At 58.8% G+C, this 21,936-nt stretch carries 15 protein-coding genes; 10 read left to right on the top strand and 5 right to left on the bottom strand.

Translation table 11 applies throughout. The annotated features are described in order from the left end of the window. The first annotated feature begins 119 nt into the window (after positions 1-119). The 10 genes from mgtA to QEV83_RS13620 all read left to right on the top strand — a co-directional run bounded on the left by mgtA (position 120) and on the right by QEV83_RS13620 (position 11,941). Positions 120-2,786, top strand: a complete 2,667-nt coding sequence (gene mgtA / locus QEV83_RS13665) for a magnesium-translocating P-type ATPase (protein ID WP_280128269.1) — start codon at positions 120-122, stop codon at positions 2,784-2,786. A gap of 59 nt (positions 2,787-2,845) precedes the next feature. Then, entirely contained in the window at positions 2,846-3,130 is a 285-nt protein-coding gene (locus QEV83_RS13660; protein ID WP_280128268.1) for a lipoprotein, read from the top strand. Between the two features lie 6 nt (positions 3,131-3,136). Next, positions 3,137-4,405 carry a diaminopimelate decarboxylase gene (gene lysA / locus QEV83_RS13655; protein ID WP_280128267.1) on the top strand — a complete coding sequence of 423 codons (1,269 nt, stop codon included), beginning with the start codon at positions 3,137-3,139 and terminating at the stop codon, positions 4,403-4,405. A 215-nt stretch (positions 4,406-4,620) separates the two neighbouring features. Further along, positions 4,621-7,311 (top strand): TIGR02302 family protein, encoded by a 2,691-nt coding sequence (locus tag QEV83_RS13650; RefSeq protein WP_280128266.1) that lies wholly within the window; start codon positions 4,621-4,623, stop codon positions 7,309-7,311. Between the two features lie 56 nt (positions 7,312-7,367). Further along, entirely contained in the window at positions 7,368-7,556 is a 189-nt protein-coding gene (locus tag QEV83_RS13645) for a twin transmembrane helix small protein (protein ID WP_280128265.1), read from the top strand. A gap of 89 nt (positions 7,557-7,645) precedes the next feature. Then, on the top strand, positions 7,646-8,230 hold the full coding sequence (locus tag QEV83_RS13640; protein WP_280128264.1) for a cob(I)yrinic acid a,c-diamide adenosyltransferase: 585 nt from the start codon (positions 7,646-7,648) through the stop codon (positions 8,228-8,230). A gap of 183 nt (positions 8,231-8,413) precedes the next feature. After that, positions 8,414-9,160, top strand: a complete 747-nt coding sequence (locus QEV83_RS13635; RefSeq protein ID WP_280128263.1) for an electron transfer flavoprotein subunit beta/FixA family protein — start codon at positions 8,414-8,416, stop codon at positions 9,158-9,160. Then, positions 9,160-10,104 carry an FAD-binding protein gene (locus QEV83_RS13630; protein WP_280128262.1) on the top strand — a complete coding sequence of 315 codons (945 nt, stop codon included), beginning with the start codon at positions 9,160-9,162 and terminating at the stop codon, positions 10,102-10,104. Before QEV83_RS13635 ends, QEV83_RS13630 begins: the two co-directional genes overlap by 1 nt. A 206-nt stretch (positions 10,105-10,310) precedes the next feature. Further along, positions 10,311-11,192 carry a 3-hydroxybutyryl-CoA dehydrogenase gene (locus tag QEV83_RS13625; RefSeq protein ID WP_280131063.1) on the top strand — a complete coding sequence of 294 codons (882 nt, stop codon included), beginning with the start codon at positions 10,311-10,313 and terminating at the stop codon, positions 11,190-11,192. A 179-nt stretch (positions 11,193-11,371) separates the two neighbouring features. Then, positions 11,372-11,941 carry an HNH endonuclease gene (locus QEV83_RS13620; RefSeq protein WP_280128261.1) on the top strand — a complete coding sequence of 190 codons (570 nt, stop codon included), beginning with the start codon at positions 11,372-11,374 and terminating at the stop codon, positions 11,939-11,941. A 76-nt stretch (positions 11,942-12,017) separates the two neighbouring features. On the opposite strand, the gene QEV83_RS13615 is transcribed toward QEV83_RS13620, so the two are convergent. The 5 genes from QEV83_RS13615 to addB form a co-directional block, all read right to left on the bottom strand. Further along, a complete protein-coding gene (locus QEV83_RS13615; protein ID WP_280128260.1) occupies positions 12,018-13,178 on the bottom strand; it encodes a hypothetical protein in 1,161 nt (386 codons plus the stop codon). Between the two features lie 310 nt (positions 13,179-13,488). Continuing rightward, on the bottom strand, positions 13,489-14,670 hold the full coding sequence (gene argE, locus QEV83_RS13610) for an acetylornithine deacetylase (protein ID WP_280128259.1): 1,182 nt from the start codon (positions 14,668-14,670) through the stop codon (positions 13,489-13,491). A 55-nt stretch (positions 14,671-14,725) separates the two neighbouring features. Next, positions 14,726-15,118: a Co2+/Mg2+ efflux protein ApaG gene (apaG, locus tag QEV83_RS13605; RefSeq protein ID WP_280128258.1), complete on the bottom strand. Its 393-nt coding sequence runs from the start codon at positions 15,116-15,118 to the stop codon at positions 14,726-14,728. 122 nt (positions 15,119-15,240) lie between these two features. Continuing rightward, on the bottom strand, positions 15,241-18,714 hold the full coding sequence (gene addA / locus QEV83_RS13600) for a double-strand break repair helicase AddA (RefSeq protein ID WP_280128257.1): 3,474 nt from the start codon (positions 18,712-18,714) through the stop codon (positions 15,241-15,243). Then, positions 18,714-21,887 (bottom strand): double-strand break repair protein AddB, encoded by a 3,174-nt coding sequence (addB, locus tag QEV83_RS13595; RefSeq protein WP_280128256.1) that lies wholly within the window; start codon positions 21,885-21,887, stop codon positions 18,714-18,716. The genes addA and addB overlap by 1 nt, the downstream gene beginning before the upstream one ends. Positions 21,888-21,936 lie beyond the last annotated feature (49 nt).

The following is a 21,936-nucleotide window of genomic DNA, read 5'->3' as shown; positions in this document are numbered from 1 at the left end:
CATTGCTACACGCGATAAACTTTCACACGGGAACTTTAGAGATCCTATAAACCTAAGCCCAAAGGGCGCCACTATGCACCAATCCCGCGTTGAACGATGAAGGCTCGGAAATGGTTCATATGAGTGGTCAAGGCTTCTTCCATCACCATCGTGCCGAGTCCAACGGCCGCCCAGAGGCGCGAGATACCGATATCGTCCTGTCGAACCAAATTCTCGCGGCAAGCCGCGCCGACGAAAAATCGATCCGATCGCAACTTCAAACTTCCCTGGAAGGGCTGGACCCAGCCGAAGCAGAAGTACGATTTGCGTCTACAGGACCAAACCTTATTGCCAAGGAAGGCCGCCCGAGCGTCATGCGGGAATTGTGGGGACGCGCTCGAAATCCCTTGAACGCCTTGCTGATCTCCCTCGCCATTGTTTCGTATTTTCTTGGTGACATAAGGGCGGCGGTTGTCATCGCGATCATGGTTGTCCTTGCGATCACAACGGCGTTCGTCCAGGAGCATCGCTCCAACGATGCTGCCGCGAAGCTGCGTGCCATGGTGAAGACGACCGCCAGTGTCAAGCGGCGTGGCGCGGCGGCCCGCACCGGTGAGGATCAATCCCACGGTTTCACCGAAATTGCGATCGAGCGGCTGGTGCCTGGCGATATTGTGCGGCTTTCGGCCGGCGACATGATCCCAGCCGATCTGCGTCTTATCAGCGCCAAGGATCTGTTTATCAATCAGTCGGCCCTGACCGGCGAGGCGATGCCATCGGAGAAATCGGCTTCTCCCTATAAGGATGAGATCCTTGATCCCTTCGACTTGCCAAATTTCTGTTTCATGGGTGGCAGCGTGGTTAGCGGCTTTGGCACCGGCGTCATCGTTCATACCGGCGGCAAAACCTATTTCGGACAGCTCGCCGACAAAATTGCCGGGCAGCGTGAGCTGACAAGCTTCGACAAGGGCGTCAATCGCTTCACCTGGCTGATGATCCGTTTCATCTTGGTCATGGTACCCTTGGTGCTGGTGATCAATGGCTTGACCAAAGGCGATTGGCTCGAAGCGCTTTTATTCGCGGTTGCCGTCGCGGTAGGGTTAACGCCAGAAATGTTGCCGATGATCGTTACCGTAAATCTCGCCAAGGGCGCAATCGCCATGTCGAAAAAGCGCGTGATCGTGAAGCGGCTCCATGCGATTCAGAATTTTGGCGCGATGGATGTTTTGTGCACCGACAAAACTGGTACCCTCACGCAAGACCGCATCATCCTCAAGCTGCATCTCGACATTCGCGGCAATGACAGCGAGCGTGTGCTGGAATTCGCCTATCTGAACAGCCATTACCAATCCGGCTTAAAAAACCTGCTGGACGTCGCGGTCCTTCAGCATGTCGAACTCGGCAAGAATCTTCACTTGCAGCATCAATATGAGAATATCGACGAAATTCCTTTCGACTTTCTGCGCCGGCGTCTTTCGGTCATTTTGTCGCGCGAAGATGGCAGCCATGTTTTAATCTGCAAGGGTGCTGTCGAGGAAGTCTTCTCGGTCTGCAAGCATTATGAACTCGGCGGCGAATTGGGAACCTTGGATGCAACCCATCTTAAGGCCGCGCAGGCGGAGACGGCAGAGCTCAACGAGGATGGTTTCCGCGTCGTCGCGATCGCCTATAAGGAAATCACCGATCTTAAGAAAAGCTATTCCGTCGAAGACGAGAGCGACTTAACTCTGCTCGGCTATATCGCTTTTCTCGACCCGCCAAAGGAGAGCGCCGGCGCCGCCATCGCCGCGCTCATGAAATCTGGCGTCGCGGTCAAGATTATCACCGGCGACAATGAAATCATCACCCGCAAGATTTGCCGCGAGGTCGGACTCGCGGTGGATCGCATCGTGCTTGGCCCAGAGATTGAACCCATGAGTGAGAGCGCCCTAGCTGAGCTTGCGGAAACCACTGCAGTCTTCGCCAAGGTCTCCCCGGCCCAAAAAGCGCGTGTGATCGGCGCCCTTCATTCCAAGGGCCATGTCGTCGGCTACATGGGCGACGGCATCAACGACAGCCCCGCGCTGAAAGCCGCCGATGTGGGAATCTCCGTCGATACCGCTGTCGATATCGCCAAGGAATCCGCTGACATCATCCTTCTCGAAAAAAGTCTGATGGTCCTTCAGGAAGGCGTAATCGAAGGGCGCAAGGTTTTTGGAAATATCACCAAATATATCAAGATGGGCGCGAGTTCGAACTTCGGCAATATGTTCAGCGTGCTCGGCGCCAGCATCTTCCTGCCTTTCCTGCCGATGCTGCCCATTCAGGTCCTCACTAACAATCTGCTCTATGATTTCTCGCAAACCGCGATCCCAACAGACAATGTCGACGAGGATTATCTTGCGGTCCCGCGCAAATGGGACATCGGCAATATTTTCAAATTCATGGTTTTCATCGGGCCGATCAGCTCGATCTTCGACTACGCGACTTTCTTCACCATGCTCTATGTCTTCGACAGTTGGAACAATCCATCCTTGTTCCAGACCGGCTGGTTCGTCGAATCCCTGCTGACGCAAACGCTGATTATCCACATCATCCGCACCGCGAAGATCCCTTTCCTGCAAAGCCGCGCCAGCGGCCCTCTCATCGCTACGTCGGTCATCATTTGTATGATCGGGATTGCACTGCCCTTTACACCTATCGGGCAGGCGTTGAAATTCACGCCATTGCCCGATCTTTATTGGTTTATTATCGCCGTTTTTCTGTTGACTTACGCGATCCTGACGCATTTGGTGAAAACTTGGTTTGTCCGCCGTTGGGGGATGTGACTCAGTTTAGACTTACTCCCTGCCTTCGCCTATAGTGGCGCTCCTTATGGAGCTTATTCGTGAAATCACCGCCCTCGAAACTCGCCGCCGCCCTTTTCCTCGTCACCCTTGCCCTGACCCTTGTCTCCTGCGGGCGGCGGGGCGCGCTCGAACCGCCGCCAGGTTCGCCCGCATTGAACGTGCCGCTCAGCGGAACGCCGGATGAAGAAACAACGCAGAACGTGGGTGGGCTGACGGGGCAAAATACGGCCAATTCCAGCGGCGCTGCGGCTCCGCCGCAGGCCGGAACGAAGCCAGCCGTGCCGCATGCGCCAAGACCCTTCCCGCTCGATCCTCTGCTTTAAGCACCCATGCATCATTTCATGATCAAGAACGGCGTCATGCACGCCGAGGATGTCGATCTCGCCAAGCTCGCGGCGGCAGTAGGCACGCCCTTCTATTGCTATTCGACTGCGACGCTCGTCCGTCATTACGAAGTGTTCGATTCGGCCTTTGCCACCATGCCGCATCTGATTTGCTATGCAGTGAAAGCCAATTCCAACCAGGCTGTTCTCAAGACATTGGCACGGCTCGGAGCGGGGATGGATGTCGTCTCGGAAGGGGAACTTCGCCGCGCCCTCGCGGCGGGTACCGCGCCAGACAAAATCACCTTTTCGGGGGTTGGCAAAACGCCGGCGGAAATGGCGTTCGCGCTCGACAGCGGAATTCTCTGTTTCAATGTGGAATCGGAGCCGGAGCTTTTCGCTTTATCGCAACTCGCCCAGAGCGCGAATCAGAGGGCGCGCATATCGCTCAGGGTCAACCCCGATGTCGATGCAAAAACGCATGCCAAGATCGCAACCGGTAAGGCCGAAAACAAATTCGGCATTCCGCTTGGCCGCGCCCGGGAAGTCTATGCGCACGCGGCTAAGCTGCCCGGAATCATGGTCACGGGAGTCGATATCCACATCGGATCGCAGATTACCGACCTCGCCCCGTTCGATGACGCCTTTGAAATGATCGCCGGTTTTGTCCGTGTGCTGCGCGGCGACGGTCACGCCCTTGATCATATCGATCTTGGCGGCGGTCTTGGAATTCCTTACGCGTCTTGGGAAGATCCGGAGAGCTACCATCCGGAGCGTTATGCGGAGATTGTCAAAGCAAGGCTTGCGCCGCTTGAGTGCAAACTGATCTTCGAACCGGGGCGGCTGATCGCCGGAAACGCCGGCATTCTGGTGACGAGCGTCCTTTTCGTGAAGCGGGGCGAGGCCAAAACCTTTGTTATCGTCGATGCCGCCATGAACGATTTGATGCGCCCAACTCTCTACGACGCGCATCATGAAGTGCTGCCCGTTCGCCCGGCAAGCCCTAGCCCAGAGATGACCGCCGATATCGTTGGCCCGGTTTGCGAAACCGGCGATTATCTCGCCCTTTCTCGAAAAATGGCTGAGCCCTCGCCTGGCGATCTTTTGGCGATCATGTCGGCTGGCGCTTACGGAGCGGTGCAGTCCGGAACCTACAATTCGCGGCTGCTTGTCCCAGAGGTTTTGGTGCATGGCAGCCAATATGCAATCGTTCGCCCGCGTAAAACTTACGAGGAATTGATCGATCTTGACAAAATTCCGGCTTGGTTGAGCTAGAAATAGCGTCGGCGCTGCGTGGCACTTGCCCTTGATCGTGCTAGCCTGCCGCCTCTGCGGGGGCAATGGCTCCGCTTTGTGTGGGATTTCCAAAAAGTTGCAGACTTTTTGGCTAAGATCGTGCGACAAAACCCGCTGATGCAGAAACGCCGTTCAACTTGCGGTGTTCGTTTTTCCCGGAGACCGGTTTGCTAACATTCGGACGCTGGAAGCGAATGCTCCAAGACGACCCGCCACCCGGCGGCGACGCGACGAATCCGCGGCTCGAAGAGCTTGTCTTTAGGGCCCGCGCCATCCTCCTGTTTGAGCGGATTTGGCGCCTCGTGCTGCCGCCGCTTATCGTCGCTGGAATCTTTGTTTGTGTGTCCTGGACCGGAGTATGGCTCGATGCACCGCATTGGGTGCGTGGCCTCGGCGTCCTCGCGCTTGCCGCAGGGGTCATTTTTGCTCTGCTTCCACTGCGCAATTTCCGGTTCCCCCCACGCCAGGAGGCACTGGTCCGGATCGACCGCGTATCGGGGCTTGCATCGCGCCCCGCAGCGGTGATCGACGACCGGCTCGGCAATGGGGTCAATGATCCGGCGACTCGAGCGCTGTGGAATTTGCATCGCCGCAGAGCGGAGCAGGCAGTGGCTTTGCTGCGAACGGGCGTCCCGTCGCCCCGCATGGTGGACGTCGACCGCTACGCATTGCGGGCAAGTATCTTCGTCGCATTGATCGCGACAGGCTTTGTCGCAGGCCCCGAAAGATATGCGCGCGTCGCGGCGGCATTTGATTGGCGGTTGGACTCCATGCAAGGCCATGGCTACCGGATGGATGCCTGGATCGATCCTCCCGCCTACACGGGAAAACCGCCGATCGTCTTGAGCCTTGGCGGGACCACGAGCCTGACCAGTTCAGAAAACCCGCAAAAAATCGAGGCGCCGAGCGGTTCGACTGTCGTCATTCACGCCCCCGGAGGCAATCTCGACATTGACGTCAAAGGTGCGCTCACCGCAAACCCACAAAGTAAAACCACTTCCGCCCCAGCAAGCTCCGGAGCCGCCCCAGCCAAGCCAACTGCGGGAATTTCGGGCGGCAAAGACGAAATCCGGCTGGTTCTGCGCGGCAACGCGGCGCTCAAACTTGGGTACGCCGGCAGGCCGCTCGGCGCGTTCGATATTCATGCGATTATGGACCTGCCTCCATCGATCGCCCTCACGGCCGTGCCTAAGTTCAATGCTCGCGGATCGCTAACGCTGAAATACAGTGTCGCCGACGATTATGGGGTCGCGAGCGCCGAGGTGAGTTTCGCCAAACCGGTGCTTCCAGGCGGGCGTTCAGCGCAGCGTTCGCTCGTCGATCCGCCCAAAATGGCGCTTCAGCTGCCGCCCGCACCAAGCCTCGCCGGCGAGGCCGACACCACCGCTGACCTTTCAGAACACCCATGGGCGGGCACGCGTGTCGAGATGACATTGGTCGCACGCGATGAAGGCGGCAATGAAGGCAAAAGTGATCCGGTCGAAATCACACTGCCGCAAAAGCCTTTCGTCAAGCCACTCGCGCGGGCGCTGGTCGAACAACGCCGCAATCTGATTCTGGCGCCGGATGACAAGGCGCGGGTGGCGAACGCGCTCGATGCCTTAATGATCGAGCCGGAAACCTTTGCGACCAGCACCGGCGTTTACCTCGGCTTGCGGGTGGCGTTCGACCAGATCAATACGGCGCGCAGCGACAGCGATCTTGTCGAGGCCGCCGATTATCTTTGGCAAATGGCGCTTCGTATCGAAAATGGCGATCTTTCGGAAGCGGAACGCGACCTTCGCGCCGCCGAACAACAATTGCGGGACGCCCTCCAGCGCAAAGCACCAGAGGATGAAATACGAAAACTGAGCGAAAATCTGCGCGCCGCGATGGACAAGTTCTTGCAAGAACTCGCGGCGCGGCAAAATAAGGAAAACAATCAAAACGACTCCGCATCGCTGCAGGGCAAGGGCCGCTCGATCAGCCCCCAGGACCTGCAAGCGATGCTCGACAAGATGCAGGACATGTTGCGTTCCGGCGACAGCGCGAGCGCTCAGAAAATGCTGGAGGCTCTGCAAGATATTCTCGAAAATTTGCGAATTGCGGGGCCGCGTAAGCCCAATCCTCATGCTCAGGAAATGACCCGCGCGCTCGATGAACTTGGTCGTATGAGCGAGGAACAGCAGCAATTGCGCGACGAAACCTATCAAAGCGGCCAGGGAGAGCGGCATAGGCAGCGTGAGGAACGCGGCCAGTTGGGGCTGCCGGGTGAACAAACCTTGGACGATTTTTTTAATCAAGGCGGCAGCGAGGACAGCGCCCAAGATCAAGTTGACAAGAATGATCGCGGGCAAGGCACCAGCCCAAAAACAGGCAAGGCGCCGCGTGCTGGACAAAACGGCGATCCCAGTCTCAGCAAACGTCAACAGGCGCTCCGCGAGCGGCTTGAAAATCTGCAAAAGCGCTTAGATGGAGCGGGAGCTGACGCCAATGGCCTCGATGGCGCGCACAATGCAATGCGCGAGGCGGAGAATGCGCTGGGGCAAGGTCCGGGCGGTTCGCGCGAGGCGGTGGACGCGCAGGGGCGTGCCGTTGAAGCTCTGCGCGAAGGCGCCCAAAAGCTGGCCGAAGCCATGCAGGGCAAGGGCGAAGGTGAGGGGGCCGAGGGCGAGGAGGGGCAAGGCGGGCAAGGCCAATTTGGCGCTGCCGGGGGCACCGACCCGCTGGGGCGTCCGAGCGGAAGCGAACGATCGTTCAATCCGAACGCGCGCTTCGATCCGATGGGCGTTCCTGCCGCCGAGCGCGCCCGGCGGGTCCTTGAGGAGCTCCGCCGCAGGCTCGGAGAGCCCATGCGGCCCCTTGAGGAAATGGACTATCTCAAACGTCTTTTGCGCCGCTATTGACCGCCCGCACGCCCGCTTGCCGCGCACCATGTTTTGTTGCCAAGGATAGGACCAAGATGCATTCCGCAACCAATCTGATTGTTGCAATAGGCGTCGGCGCGGTCACAGTCGTGCTTCTGCTCGGGCTCGCCAATATGCTGCGCGGCGGTAACTCCAATAGGTCGCAGCTGCTGATGCGCTGGCGGGTCGGCCTCCAGTTTGCCGTTATAGTGATTATCATGGGCATCTTGTGGTTCCGCGGCTAGGCACGATCTCAATGGACCAAGACGGTTCGAAGACGATTGCGTGAAGGATTGAGACGCCGCGCGCGGTTCGAGCATTGATATGGAGCGCCATGATTGTCCTGAGCAGAATCTATACGAGGACCGGAGACGACGGCACAACCGCGCTTGGCACTGGCGAGCGGCGCGGCAAGAACGATCTTAGGATCGAAGCCTATGGCACCATCGACGAGGCCAATTCGGCGATCGGGCTTGCCCGCGTTGCTACCGCTTCCGACGTGGTTTGTGCTAGGATCGACGCGATGCTGCTCTGTGTCCAGAACGATCTGTTCGACCTTGGCGCCGATCTTTGCGTACCGCTGAATGCAAGCGCCGATTCGGAATCGCTGCGTATCGTCCAATCGCAAGTCGATCGTCTGGAGCGCAAGATTGACGAACTCAATGCTGAACTTGCGCCCTTGCGGTCTTTCGTTCTACCGGGCGGCTCACCGGCGGCGGCGGCCCTGCACCTTGCCCGGACCATCACGCGGCGAGCGGAACGGCTCATGGTCGCCTTGGCGAGCACGCAGGGCGAAGTCGTCGGCGGCCCGGCGCTCAAATATGTCAACCGGCTTTCCGATTTCCTGTTTGTCGCGGCTCGCTATGCGAACGACAAAGGGCAAGCCGACATTCTCTGGGTTCCCGGCCAGAATCGTTGATGCAGCCTGAGGCCTCCCCGCAGACGAGCGCCATGTTGACTCCTTCACGGCTCGCTATTACCTAGCCAACGCTCAGGGCAAGGGCGTGACACAGCAGGCCTTCGAGAAGAGCATGGTCGAACACTCCGCTCCCGTAGAAACAGCGCGCTTCACTCTGAAGCGGTCATGGCCTAGAGTTTCTCCATGAAAATTCTCGTCCCCGTGAAGCGGGTCATCGATTACAATGTCAAGATCAGGGTAAAGCCCGACGGTTCTGGCGTTGATCTCGCCAACGTCAAAATGTCGATGAACCCTTTTGACGAGATCGCCGTTGAAGAGGCCTTGCGGCTGAAGGAAGCAGGCAAAGCCAGCGAAGTGATCGTCGTGTCGATCGGTCCCGCCCAGGCCGCCGAAACGATCCGCAGCGGCCTCTCAATGGGCGCCGATCGTGGCATTCATATCAAGGTAGAGCAGACGGTCGAGCCCCTCGCTGTCGCCAAGCTCTTGAAAGCGGTCGCGCTCAAAGAGGAGCCTTTTCTGATTATCCTTGGCAAGCAAGCGATCGATGACGATTGCAATCAGACTGGCCAGATGCTCGCGGCGCTGTTGGGCTGGGGACAGGGCACATTCGCGTCTAAAGTCTCCGTTGGCGACGGCGAGGTGGATGTCACCCGCGAGGTCGACGGCGGCTTGCAAACCGTCAGCCTCAAACTCCCGGCCATCGTGACAACAGATCTTCGCCTCAACGAACCGCGTTACGCTTCGCTGCCAAATATCATGAAAGCCAAAAAGAAGGTCATTGAGGAGAAGACGCCCGGGGATTTCGGCATCGATGTCGCTCCGCGTCTCAAGATTTTGACCACCACCGCGCCGCAAACGCGCAAGGCGGGAGTCAAAGTCGCCACCGCCGCCGAGCTTGTCGCGCGGCTCAAGGAAGCCGGGGTGATTTGATGGCGGTCTTGCTTCTCGCCGAGATTTCGAACGGCGGCCTCAATGAGTCAACAGCCAAGGCATTGACCGCGGCCAAGGCATTGAATGAACCTATTCATATCCTCGCCGCCGGCGATAATGTGGAGGCTGCAGCCCATGCCGCCGCCAGCCTCGACGGCGTTGAAAAAGTCTTGCTGGCGGATGCGCCCCTCTATGCTCATCAATTGGCTGAGCCGCTCGCCGCGCTTCTCGTGCAATTGGCGGAAAATTATTCGGCGGTTGTCGCCGCCGCGACCTCGACCGGGAAAAACGTCATGCCCAGGGTCGCGGCGCTCCTCGACGTGATGCAAATTTCCGAAATTATCAAGGTCAAGGCGCCGGATATTTTCGAGCGGCCGATCTATGCCGGAAACGCGATCGAAACGGTGCAATCCACGGATTTGAAAAAAGTCATTACGGTGCGGACCGCCGCGTTTCAGCCAACAGGCAACGGTTCAAAAGCTCCGGTCGAATCCCTCGCCATCTCCGCCGCTCCGGAGGTTTCGCGTTTCAAGGATGAAACACTCGTCACATCCGAACGCCCCGAACTCGGCTCGGCCAAGATCATCATATCCGGCGGGCGCGGCATGCAGAGCGCGGAGAATTTCAAGGCCCTGATCGAACCCATCGCGGACAAGCTTGGCGCGGCGATGGGCGCCTCGCGCGCCGCGGTCGATGCGGGTTACGCGCCCAATGATTGGCAAGTCGGCCAGACCGGCAAGGTGGTCGCGCCCAGTCTCTATATCGCCGTCGGCATCTCCGGCGCGATCCAGCATTTGGCCGGAATGAAGGATTCAAAAATTATCGTCGCCATCAACAAGGATGAAGAAGCACCGATTTTCCAAATCGCGGATTATGGTCTCGTCGGCGATCTCTTCGCCATCCTGCCGTCATTGAATGAGGAGCTTGCCAAACTGGGCCGATAAAGCCTTCCTGAGCGGCGTCCCTTGGCGTGGCGGGCCTTTGCCTTGGCCCATCAGGGTTCTGGAACTTGTTCGGTTCTATGGATATGTTTGCGTGTTTGGTCTAGAAGTCGCACGAGTTTATGTGGCCGCTCCGCGGCGGCTGGTGCGTTACGTCAATCCGCGTTACGTCATGCCGACAAATCTTCCTGCTTGATTTTGATTGGACAATTGAAATGGACATCAAAAAAATGGGCGTGATCGGGGCCGGCCAAATGGGCACCGGCATCGCCCAGATTTGCGCGCTGGCGGGGATCGAGGTCACGCTCAACGATATTTCGGAAGCGCGCATCAATGCCGGTCTCGCCACCATCGCCGGAAACCTTGCGCGCCAGCTCGATCGCCAGCAACTCGACGCATCGGCACGCGACGCAGCCTTGAACAGGATTACTCCCGCTCTCGACTTCGACGCCTTCGGCGATAGCGATCTTGTGATCGAAGCCGCCGCCGAGAACGAGGAAGTCAAGCGGAAGATTTTTTCGCGGTTGTGCCCCTCGCTGAAGCCCAACGCGATTTTGGCAACGAATACGTCGTCGATTTCGATCACACGGCTTGCTTCGGTCTCCGACCGGCCGGAGAAATTTATCGGCATTCATTTCATGAATCCGGTGCCCCGCATGCAGCTTGTCGAATTGATTCGCGGCATCGTAACCGAAAACACGACATTCGATACCGCCAAGGCACTGATCGCCAGGCTCGGCAAAACGTTCACCGTGTCGGAAGATTTTCCTGGTTTCATCGTCAATCGCATTCTGCTGCCGATGATCAACGAAGCAATCTACACGCTCTATGAGGGCGTGGGATCGGTCGAATCGATCGACACCGCGATGCGGCTCGGCGCCAATCATCCCATGGGACCGCTGCAGCTCGCCGATTTCATCGGCCTCGACACGGTGTTGTCGGTCATGCAAGTGCTGCACGATGGCCTGGCGGATTCGAAATACCGGCCCTGCCCCCTGCTCGTGAAATATGTCGAAGCGGGTTGGCTCGGGCGCAAGACCCAGCGGGGATTTTACGATTATCGCAGCGGCACGCCAATTCCGACGCGCTAAATTCTTCCGGCGTGAAACAGCCGTCTCACGGGTCCTTCACACGCTTGTCATCGGGGCCGTGGAATGTAACATTTTGAAAGGGCTAGCGTTTGATTCGCAGGAGAGATATGAGTTTCGAGGGGTCATAGCAGGAGGTTGCGGCGTTGCCGCCGGCGGGCAGCGCCGAGGCGAGGTATGACGTGACGATTCATTCCCAACCCAGGGTCTCACCCGAGGCGTGTCCGGCCCTTGTGCTCAACGCCGACTTCCGGCCGTTGAGTTACTATCCGCTCTCGCTTTGGTCCTGGCAGGATTCGATCAAGGCGGTGTTTCTCGACAGGGTGAACATCGTTTCGAACTACGACAAGACGGTCCGAAGTCCGAGCTTCGAAATCCGTCTCCCCTCGGTGGTTTCGCTAAAAAGCTACGTAAAACCCTCCCGGCACCCCGCCTTCACCCGCTTCAACGTCTTTCTTCGCGACCGTTTCAGCTGCCAATATTGCGGCTCCCGCGAGGATCTGACCTTTGACCATGTCGTCCCCCGCTCGAAGGGGGGCACCACCACTTGGAAAAATGTGGTCGCCGCCTGTTCCTGCTGCAATTTGCGCAAGGGCGACCTGCTGCCCGCCGAGGCCAGGATGTGGCCCGAGCGGACGCCCTATCAGCCAAGCGTCAACGATCTGCACCAGAACGGCCGCCAGTTTCCGCCGAATTATCTGCATGAAAGCTGGATGGACTATCTCTATTGGGATTCGGTCTTGGAGCCGTAATCTTATACGATAAGTGCTCACGCAGAGCCTATACTGCGGCACACCTTGCAGTGTGCCGCTAGGCCTTAGACGGGCTTCATTTTTTTACGGCACTGGGCGCCGCAATTGGTACCGGGAGGGTGCTCACCACGGTCGCTGGAAGGGTGCCCGATGCGCACGCGTGGCCGAGGCCGGCCCCTGTGGTCCGTGGAACGATCGTCGGGTTCAGCATCTTGGTGAGATCAACAACCGCTAGCGTCGTCGCGCCTCCATTAGCAAGTAACGCGATTGCGTCTTTTGCACCGTTAGGGCTCTGATACGCCGTCACCGTATGCGGATCCAAGCCATTCTGGAAGGGGGCCGGAATGTTGCATGTCACCCAGTCGGTGATCGCCGGCGTCCCGGAACCCGATGTCGTGGGAAGCTTGATTGCGGTGATCGCACTCCCGCCGAACTCTCCGGACACAATGCCAACATGGGTTCCCTGCGCCACCGCGATGGCGCTTGCTGCTGCGGACAAAAAGGATTCCGTCAGAATCTGCACCTGTGAAGGCGCTATCCATGTGCCAGCGGGGGAACCCGCTGTGAACTTCGCCTGAGTTAAATCGGCGAGGTATACGTTAGATACGCCGCCATCTTCGTAAGGTGCCAGCGCGATTCCAGTGGAGCAATCCTCGCCCGCGGAATCGGCTTCACCATTCGGAGGGATCGGATTTTCGAAAAACTTCGGCGCAGTGGAGGTCGCGATGTTGACGATCTCAAAATTATTGCTCTCGGAAGGGGATAGAAGCAGGTTTCGGCTTGGATCAATCAAGGGGTCTTCTGATATCTGCTTCGCCGGCGATTGTGAATTAAAGGCTGGCTCGAAAGTTTGCGTAGCGAGATTGAGAAACTGAAAACCACCCGCGCCCGAAATACTCAGTCCAATGAGCGCCTTATTATGCACTGCGTCTATGGCAACGCCGCAATTGGTGCAGCTTCCGCCAGAAAAACCGATTGTTCCAGTCCCAGAACTGGTGACAGTTTTACTGAGGGTCGTGCCAGTGAGAATATAAACGTCAGGGTTATTCGCCGAGCACACCGTTTGGCCTGTTGTCGGGTTCGAAGCGCAAGAGTTCACCACGTTGGGGGTAGAAACCAGCGTAGGGGTAATGGAACTACCTTCGACGTTCAGTACCCCAATCCCGGTCGTGCCACCGCTCCAGCTACCCTTTGGAACATAAGCGACAACGCTCGTCCCTTTGACCAGCACGGTCAACGAACTTGACGGCTGGCACGATCCCTGGGGTACCGGATTGGTACAAGGCTTAAGCCCGCAATTGGGACCCGCGGCGAAGGCACCACTCGTTGATAACGCACCGCCTGCTAAAAACGACGCCATAAGCAAAGCGCTGGCGGCAATTGAATGACCGGCTGTTTTCATTTTTTCCTCCCTCAACATATTTGAATATAGATGAGTGACGTTTTGTCACTATTATCAATATAACGCGTCTGAAATGGCAAATCCCAATCACTCGATCACGATCAGCCTTCATAACTTATTATATACCTTAGCTTGCGAAAAACAATCAGCTCAGTTCCGTTGCGAGCCTGCGCATGAAGGCTATGCACATCTCGATTTGCGCGATGTCGATATATTCGTCTGGCTGATGCGCTTGATCGATCGAGCCGGGACCGCATACGACCGTCGGAACATGGGCCAATTGGAATTGGCCTGCTTCGGACGCGTAAGGGACGGTAATTGTGTGGTTCGACCGCGCGAGTTTCAGCGCCAAACTCTCAGCGACCGAGCCGCTTTCCGGCTTGAGGCCTGGAACCTCGACCTCGGTCACGGTTTCAACAAAAGCATCCGCTGCGTAGCGCGTCAGTTTTGGCGTCACGACCTGTGCCGCGTAATCCTCAAGATGCTGGAGCGCAAGATTTTGCGCAACCCCGGGCAGCGCACGGAATTCCCAACGGAACTCGCAAAGCTTGGCCATGATATTCCGCGCAGTCCCGCCATGAATCGTACCGACGTGAATGGTGGATGCCGGAGGATCGAAGCGCCCAGAGGGATCGCCTGCTGCCACAAGTTCATCGGCAAAGCGATAAAGTCCGGTGACAAGATCGCAAGCCGCCTCCACAGCGCTCGCTCCAAGATAGGGTTTCGACGAATGCGCCGCATGGCCATGCACGATAGTGGTGTAACCCGCGACGCTTTTGTGCGCATCCGCCACCTGCATCAAGGTCGGCTCACCGACGAGAACAGCACCGGGACGCGGCAAATCCGTGCCAAACCGCGCGATGGTATCGAGCGGCCCCCGGCATGTCGTTTCCTCGTCATAGCTCAACAGAATGTGGATCGGGTGGACGAGACGCGCGTTCAAAAATTCCGGAATCATCGCAAGACAGATGGCATCGAAACCCTTCATGTCACAGGCTCCGCGGCCATAGAGGCGCCCGGCCTCGCGGCGCAGTTTGAAGGGATCGCTTGTCCAGGCTTGACCCGCCACCGGGACGACATCGGTGTGCCCGGAGAGGACGACGCCACCCTCCTGGTTTGGCCCTATGGTGGCAAAGAGCGCGGCTTTGTCGCCCGTTGGATTGGGAATTTTCACATAGGCAATGCCGAGGGATTTTAAATACTCCTCGACGAAAGCAATGAGCTCAAGATTGGATTTGGAACTTTCCGTATCGAACCCGATAAGGTGCTCGAGCATGTCGAGCGCCGCATCCCGTCTTGCCGTGGCAGAGTTGCTGTCTAAATTCATGAGCGGCGGGTTCGCCGGTCCTTAACGGTAAAGCGGAGCGCGAACAGGCGCGGGATCAGTTGAGAACCCGCCGGGCGAATGGAGAATCCAGCGAGAAGACGGGTATCTCCGCCTCGAAAACATCGCCCTTCTCATTCACCATGCGATAGGTGCCCGTCATAATGCCGGTCGGTGTCGTCATATTGGTTCCCGAGGTGTAGCGAAAGGTCTCACCCGGCCGCAAAACTGGCTGTTCGCCGACAACACCCGCGCCTTTTACTTCCTCGAGCTTCCCGTTGCCATCGGTAATCTTCCAATGGCGGGCAGTGAGCTGCACGGTCATGCTTCCCTTGTTGGCAATCTCAACGGTGTAGGCCCACCAGTATGAGGCCTCGTCGGCGTCGGACCGCTCCGGCACAAACTCAGGAAGAACCGTGATCTCGATGTCATGGGTAAGGGTGCTGTACATGGGCGTGATCTTACAAACGAACGGCGTGGCGGGTGTCGATTATCCACACCTTAGCACAGCAATGTGCAACAGGAAAAGTGCCTGTCTCATGCTGCGGCGCAACGGAACGGACCGCGAAATTTTCAGCCGGCGCAGGCAGCAAGGGCCGCATCAAGCCGCGCGGCGGGAACCGGCACAAGGAGCGGTCCCTGCGTCCAGATGAGCATCGCGCGCACCGTCTTGTTTGGCCAGATTGGAGACAGAACCGCACGATAGAGGGCAAGCTGGGTCAGATACCCGGCAGGGGTGTCGTCCGGCTTGCAAGGTGTGCCGGTCTTGTAATCCGCGATCAGAATTTCGAGGGCATCCTCGCCGATGCGGTCCACTTGCCCCGCGACATCGATCACTCTCCGGCCGATTGTAATTCTTCCTGAGATCGGAACTTCCGCTTTCGATCTTGGCCCGAACAAACCAGCAAGGTCCGGCGTGTCGATCACCTTCAGTACTTCATCGGCAAGATCTTGGCGCGCTGTATCGTCGAGGAAAGCCGCCCGGACGGCAAGGAAAGTCAGCGCGGCATCGCGCCGGGAAAACGGGGCAATGCCAGGCAGAGATTGCAACAATAGATGAATCAAACGGCCCCGGCGCAAGACATCTCGCCTGGTTTTCGTCATGTTTGGGCTGCCGCCCTGGCCCGCCGGGACGAACACATTCGAGGGCGCGACCGGCAACGGCGCGCTGACCTCGCCGCGAACGGCGCGGCCGAGCCAATCTGGGCGGACTACAGGCGCCGCGGCGGTCTCGCCGTCCGGCGGCACGGCCGCACCTGCGCCGCTTTGCGCAAAGGTGAGGCGCAGAATTTCTTCCTCGCCGTTCCAGAACGCTGGCACCCTCACAAGCCCCGCTTCACCCGTGAAAGCCGCCTCGATCATCCCGGCCCAGCAGCCGGCGGCTTGCTTCTGTTCTCCGCGAAACCCCGCGATATAAAGGCGCTCCTCGGCACGGGTTAAAGCGACATAGAGGAGCCGCCTGTATTCCTCCATGGCATCTTCGCGAGCCCCCGCGCGCGCGGCCGCGATCAATTCGCAATCATGGTTCTTCCCTGGCGACCAGGCGATGGTCTCCTCCCCAGGCACATGTGTGCCAAGCTTGAAAATTCTTGGATCGTGGCGGGGCGAGGGTACGGCGCAGGTATCCGGGAGAAACACGATTTTAGCTTCAAGGCCCTTGGCGGCGTGGACGGTCATCACCCGCACCGCATCGCCGCCAGTTTCCATATCGCGCTTGATCGAATATTCGATGCCAGCGAAATCGTTGAGGAAAGCCGCGAGCGACGCCGCCGCACTGCCTTCATGTTTGATGGCCAGATTGAGAAATTCGTCGATCGCGTCTCCAGCTTCCTGGCCGAGCCGCGCTTCAATATCACGGCGTCCGCCGTCGGCACCCAGAAGAGCCGCGTAAAAAACAAAAGGGCCGCCGCCCGCCCGCCCCCGCCACACCGCGAGCTTTTTGGCTGCCGCCGCATATCTTGGATCAGCGGAGGCTTGTAGCGCATCGAAAAGGCTTGCGGTCCGGCCTGGCGCTAGCGCAATGAGATCGTCATCGTCGAGCCCGATGAGCGGCGATTTCAGCACGCAGGCGAGTGTCAGATCGTCCTGTGGCAGCAAGCTCGCGCGTCCGGCCGCGATGAGATCCATGACGGCGATATGTTGCGCGAGTTCAAGCCTGTCGGCGCCGGCCGTTTGAATGTGATTTTTCTTCAAGGCCCGGATCATGGCCTCGAAAAAAGGCCCGCGCGTGCGAACGAGAATGAGAATGTCGCCGGGCCGAACCCGCCGCCTCTCCAAGGTTCCACTCTCATGCACGAACTCCCCGGAGCCCGGCGCGATGAGCTGCGCGATCTTTTGGGCGATCCGCTGGGCCACGAGATTGGCTGGATCTTGCTCATCGAGCAGATCAAGCGGAAGGGTCCATTCTCGAGGATGCTCGTTGGCTCGCGGCGTGACGAGCGGCCAGACTTCAAGGAGCGCGGGCAATTCATGTTTCAATGCCTGGTGCGGCCTCCAAACATCTTTCTCTGCGACAACTCCGCTCCTGTGCTCGCCATGCTCAAACACCTTGTCGATCGCTGCAAGAATACCAGGCGCGGAGCGGAAGGATGCGTTGAGGGGAACGCTCAGAAAACCTTGGCCTCCATCCGTAAACCGTTTGCCGAATGTCCGCCGCATCTCATTGAACATCTGGGGGGCAGCACCTTGAAACGAAAAGATCGATTGCTTTTCGTCGCCAACCGCGAAGAAGGTCCGCGGGGCGCGGCTTTGCCCCTCCCCGGCCGCGAAATCGCCGGTTAGCTCCTGGAGAATTTTCCATTGCGCCTCGCTCGTATCCTGTGCCTCATCGATCAGCACATGGTCTATCCCGGAATCCAGTTTATAGAGCACCCAGCGCGCTTCCGAGCGCTCGAGCAACGCTAACGTCTTGCCGATGAGATCGTCGAAATCGAGGAGTCCGCGAGTCGCTTTCTCCTCGCCGTATCGCTTGAATATTTCGGCCGCGATCTCGATCAGCGCGCGCGTGCGCTCAAGGGTTGCGGCGGCCTTGCGTTCCTCGCGAAGCGCATCGAGACGTCCTTGCTCGGCGAATAACTCAGCCGCAAGTTGGGGATGCCGCAGGTTAATGGCCTTGGTTACGACAGAGTCGCGAGGAGTACCTTTGCCCTGCTCGGTGAAAAAGATTGCGAGATAGGACTCAAGACATTCCCGAAGCTCATATTCGGACGGCCGCGACCGGCACGCCGATTCCGCTTGCAAGAATAGCTTTCCCATTTTCCGATCATTCGCACTTCCTTGTTCTAGGATCGCCGCGATGCTTTGCCAGCTTTCCGGTGCCATGCCACCTTCAACCATCTCCCGCTCAATGCAAAAACAATCGCGGCCCTCGGCCAGATCTAAGGTACGGCGCAAAATTTCGGCGGGATCCTGCAGCCAGCGGGGCTGTGAAATGGCGCTCTGCCGCATCGCTTCCTTGATAAGGCCGTCAAAACCATCCGGGCCGCATTCGTCATTGAGCCGTTCGAGAGCGGCGCCAAGTACGCCTTTGCCGGACATTGCCTCAGCGAGTACCCCCCGCCGGGCGCGCTGCAATACGTCCGCTTGGCCTTGCTCGTCCAGCACCTCAAAACGAGCCGGAACATTGGCTTCGAACGGAAACAAATGCAGCAGCCGTTCACAAAAGGCGTGGATCGTTTGGATCTTTAATCCACCCGGCGTCTCGAGCGTCCGCGCGAAAAGCTTACGCGCCGCGAGCAAGGCGCCGCTGGCCGGCTCCGGCGCCCCCACCTTGATGATTTCCGCGCTGAGATCGCCGTCGGCAAGTTGGGTCCATTTCGCCAGCTTATCGAAGACGCCCGAAGCCATATTCGCGGCGGCGGCCTTGGTGAAAGTCAGGCAGAGAAGTTTCGAGGGGGCAACGCCTTGCAGCAGAAGCCGGATCACACGGCTGGCGAGCACATGGGTCTTGCCCGAACCGGCATTGGCGGAAACCCACACGGACTGGTCTGGATTGGAGGCGCTGTGCTGCCTGCGAAGAGTCTCTTGCGGGATATCGTAGGAGGCCATTACGCACCATTCTCCTCGGCCTCATCGCCCCGCGACCATTCCTTCACGCGAGCAAGATGGTCGTAGGCGTTATAACGTTTTGCATATTTCGGGAACGGACGCGGCGGATAGGGTGTCGCGGGATTGCGGAACTGATTTAGAAGATCAACGAGACCGCGAAAATGATCGTCCGAGACGTCCATAAAGCTCTTTTGCATTACATTGGCTTTGACATTGGCAAACGAAACGGCCCTTTCCTGGCCCCCCAGAGCGCCGCCGAGTTTTAAATAAAGTGCCTCGAGTGTCTCGCTCTTTTGGCCGGGATCGAAGGCTCCGCGAAGCCACATCGCCGCTTCCAAGGTCATCTGCGGCGCAAAGCCCACAAAAACTTCACCATTTCCGGGCGGCGCGCCGGTTTTATAATCGACGAGGGTCCCCGTTCCATCAATGTTCAGTTCGATCCGGTCCGCCCGCGCCGCCAGCAGAAACTTTGAACCATCGGCAAGACCAATATCGAGTTCGCCCTCGGCCTCGATTTTAATCGTCTTAATCCGATCGCGGCGTCTTGCTTCGAACCCGAGATAGAAATCGATCATCTTTTCGAGCCGCGGCAATTGGAGCGCCACGAAATCCGCGTCTTGCAATTGCGGCGCGAGCGCTTCGCGCAGAATGGTGGCGAGCATTTCGCGGGCACCTGACGGCAGAGGCCCACAGGGGTAACCTTTGACAAATCGCTCCAGCGTAGAATGGACCGCGCTGCCAACTTCGGCCACGCCCGACGCGCCTCCGAGAGGATCGAGCTGCTTCAGACGCAGAATTTTTTCGGCATAAATGGCGTAGGGGTCGCGCCGCAATGTCTCGATTTGGGTGACGCTGAGGCGCTTCGGACGCAGCGCGAGCGGTGGTCTCGGCAGCGGCCTGCCGCTTGGTTGCGGATCAAAATTTGGCCGATCGATGGCTTCCGCAAGGCGCAGATAAACCTCTCCGCGTTTGCGGCACATCTCCCACGCAGAGCCGCCAAGCGCCGCCATACGCTGCAGAAACCTGGATGCCACGGTAGGGGCGCCATCGCGTTTGCGGGCGCGGCTTAAAATCACCCGCCGGTTGCCCATGGCTTGCACGAAATCATGCGCTGTTTGGCCGAGTTTGCGCTCAGGCGGCGTGAGCCCTAGAGCGGCGCGCATCGGGCGATTGAGAAAAGCATCGGTGCGCGCTTGCGGCGGCCACACCGTTTCGTCGAGGCCGCCCAGCAAAAGGACATCGGCTTGGATGAGGCGTGCTTCGAGGAGGCCGAGGATTTGTAGGCGTGGATGCGTTTGTCCAGAGTCTCGCAGGATGACTTCGCCCGCAACCGATGCGAAAAAGAGATCGTAGGATTCAATGTCAAAAATCATGCGATCGGACGCATTTTGCGCCAGTTCATCGAAGAGCATGTCCAAGGCCTCGCGCGCCTCGCCGGCGCTATCGTCCTCGCCGCTGGCGATGGCCTCGATCGTTGCACGATGCGCCGTCACCCACTGGTCCAATGCGGCATGCCCGCGCAAATTCAGAAGCGGCGCGAATTGAATGCCTAGCCGCACCAAAAAATCTTGCAGATCTTCCCATTCATTTTCGGAAATTTGCTGCTTAGAGGGATGCGCGAAATGGCTGCTCGCGTCTTGCCGTGCGCGTGCGATCAAGGCAGCCGGTTCGCCCGCAATGCTCCCGGCAAGACCGCCCGCGGCATGAAGCGAACGCAATAGACCGGTTTCAAGAAGTGCCGCTCGCCTTTCAACATCCGCGCGGGAAAGCCCGAGCCGCAACAGTGGATGCGCGAACAATGCGGCAAGGTCCGGCGCCGCCATTTCACTGGCGGCGCAGGCGCTAGCGAGCCGCGCGAGGACACCGATCGGGCTCGCGCCGAGGGATTCACCAGCAGAATCATTTGCCACAACATCCCAGCGCAGCAATTCCGCGCCCACCCGCCGCGCGAGCGTGCGATCCGGCGTGACGAGCGCCGCGGTGCTGCCCGGTGTTTCCAGGACTTCCCGCATGGCAATAGCGAGGGCGAGGGCCTCCTCGCGTTCATCGCGGGCCTCGATCAAACTGACGTCTTGCAGCGCCGCCGCAAGTTCGTTGGCCCCGGCGGTTCCCCGATAGGTGATCCACTCGCCTGTCGCCTCCGCCGGCCGCAAAGCCTCCGATAAGAATTTGCCGCGCATGACAAGATTTGGCGTGGCCTCGCCAAGGTTCACAACATCATCACGCGGCACCTGGAGAATGCGAAGGAGACGGCGTAGCGCGGCTTGCGGATGCGTGTAGGATGCCTCTGCATCCTCTCTGGACCCGTCCGGGATCAACGCCCATGCCTCGGCGTCGAGATCCTGATCAAGTCCACGTAGAACGACAGCGCCCCTTGGCGCACGCGCGATGGCCGCGAGCAGCCGCGCCGTCGTGCTCTGCGATCCGGTTGAGCCGATCGCGATCACGGGCCCGGTCACGGCGCCTGTTTGCAAGCGGCGGCATTGCGCCTCGATGAACCCGACCTGCCGCTTGGCCTTATCCACAAGTCCGCGATCGGCGAGTATCTTCGGCCATTCCATGATCGCGATATTGAGGAAATCGAGAGTGATGTGCCAATAGGAATCGAACTCCGGCAAGACCAGCGGATCGAGCTTTATCCAGGCCACGTCCTCGATGATCAATTCGTCGATGAGGCTGGCGAGTTCGCCAGCCAAATGCCAGGCATCGGCGGGGGTCGCCGCGACAAGAAAAGACTCCCGCGTGTCATACTCATATTTGCCTTGTGCGCCGACCGAAACGATCGCGTGGCGCATGGCCTGTGCCCATGCGAGGATAAGCCCCGCAAGCCGCATCCGCCGTTCGATTTCGCCCGCCGCCTCGGGAAGCCCCGGCTCAAGAGAGGACCCAAATCCCGTATCGTCGATCGACAGGCCCGGTTCGGACTCGTCGAGCGCGCCAAGCGGCAGGATGCGCGGCAACAGCAGCGAATGGCAGCCGGTCGCGCGAGCGAGTTCAACCGCGAGTGCGCGGGCGGCGCGGCGCGTCGGCACGTGGATCGTGGCGTCCGCCATTTCGAGAGGATCGAGGTTTTTTGAAAATCCCTCGACAACGCGGCCGTCAAAAAGTGAATTGACGAAGGTTTGCAGAAATGGCGCGCCGGAGGCGATCGTAAAGACGTTCGCGCGTTGCATGACTCTTCCGGCAAAAGTTCAAAGGATCAGCGAAACATACTGGGCTCTC

This window comes from Methylocapsa sp. D3K7, from assembly GCF_029855125.1.
GTDB lineage: Bacteria > Pseudomonadota > Alphaproteobacteria > Rhizobiales > Beijerinckiaceae > Methylocapsa.
Note: the sequence above shows the minus strand (reverse complement) of the source record. Positions and strands in the feature narration are given on the sequence as shown.

Coding starts and splice junctions, on each gene's coding strand:
- mgtA (WP_280128269.1), top strand. CDS start 120: ATGAGTGGTCAAGGCTTCTTCCATCACCATCGTGCCGAGTCCAACGGC.
- lysA (WP_280128267.1), top strand. CDS start 3,137: ATGCATCATTTCATGATCAAGAACGGCGTCATGCACGCCGAGGATGTC.
- QEV83_RS13650 (WP_280128266.1), top strand. CDS start 4,621: ATGCTCCAAGACGACCCGCCACCCGGCGGCGACGCGACGAATCCGCGG.
- QEV83_RS13645 (WP_280128265.1), top strand. CDS start 7,368: ATGCATTCCGCAACCAATCTGATTGTTGCAATAGGCGTCGGCGCGGTC.
- QEV83_RS13640 (WP_280128264.1), top strand. CDS start 7,646: ATGATTGTCCTGAGCAGAATCTATACGAGGACCGGAGACGACGGCACA.
- QEV83_RS13635 (WP_280128263.1), top strand. CDS start 8,414: ATGAAAATTCTCGTCCCCGTGAAGCGGGTCATCGATTACAATGTCAAG.
- QEV83_RS13630 (WP_280128262.1), top strand. CDS start 9,160: ATGGCGGTCTTGCTTCTCGCCGAGATTTCGAACGGCGGCCTCAATGAG.
- argE (WP_280128259.1), bottom strand. CDS start 14,670: ATGAATTTAGACAGCAACTCTGCCACGGCAAGACGGGATGCGGCGCTC.
- apaG (WP_280128258.1), bottom strand. CDS start 15,118: ATGTACAGCACCCTTACCCATGACATCGAGATCACGGTTCTTCCTGAG.
- addA (WP_280128257.1), bottom strand. CDS start 18,714: ATGGCCTCCTACGATATCCCGCAAGAGACTCTTCGCAGGCAGCACAGC.
- addB (WP_280128256.1), bottom strand. CDS start 21,887: ATGCAACGCGCGAACGTCTTTACGATCGCCTCCGGCGCGCCATTTCTG.